Origin of the sequence: Siccirubricoccus soli (assembly GCF_024178315.1) — a bacterium.
Lineage (GTDB): Bacteria > Pseudomonadota > Alphaproteobacteria > Acetobacterales > Acetobacteraceae > Siccirubricoccus > Siccirubricoccus soli.
Genome location: NZ_JAMZIK010000075.1, coordinates 1 through 630 on the forward strand (window position 1 = coordinate 1; position 630 = coordinate 630).

The 630-nt window shown below is 71.0% G+C and carries 1 protein-coding gene; it reads left to right on the forward strand.

Features of this window, described 5'->3' with window-relative positions; genetic code table 11:
* Positions 1–222: 222 nt before the first annotated feature.
* A partial coding sequence (locus NJ376_RS12665) for a pirin family protein (RefSeq protein ID WP_252953632.1) occupies positions 223–630 on the forward strand: 408 nt, incomplete at its 3' end.

Genomic DNA, 630 nt, shown 5'->3' on the forward strand with positions numbered 1-630 from the left:
CCAGCAGCAGCGCGGCCAGCACCCCGAGGAAGACGGCAAGGCGGATCAGCGAGTCCCGTGGCATGGCGGAAAATTGGGGCGTTGGGCGTCAGCCTCCAAGCAGCGGGCCGGGCATTACGGCGGCGGCGATGCAGAGCTCCGGCTGGCGCAGCTCCGCCCTGCACAGCGGGGCCGATCGCAGGCTAACCTCCCCCGGCCGAACCGACCAGGAAGGAGGGCCGCATGAGCTGGCAACCCGCCGAGGACCCCGTCTGCCCCGCCCCTCCCCCCGGGGTGGAGCTGGTGCTGCTGCCCCGTGCCCATGACGTGGGCGGCTTCGAGGTGCGGCGCGCCCTGCCCGCCAAGGAGCGCCAGATGGTCGGCCCCTTCATCTTCTTCGACCAGATGGGACCGGGCGAATTCCTGGCCGGCAAGGGGCTCGATGTGCGGCCGCACCCGCATATCGGGCTCTCCACCATCACCTACCTGTTCCAGGGCGCCATCCTGCACCGGGACAGCCTGGGGACAAGCCAGCCCATCCTGCCGGGGGCGGTGAACTGGATGACGGCCGGGCGCGGCATCGTCCATTCCGAGCGGACCGATGCGGCGGAGCGGGATCATGCCAACCCGCTCTACGGCATCCAGCTCTGG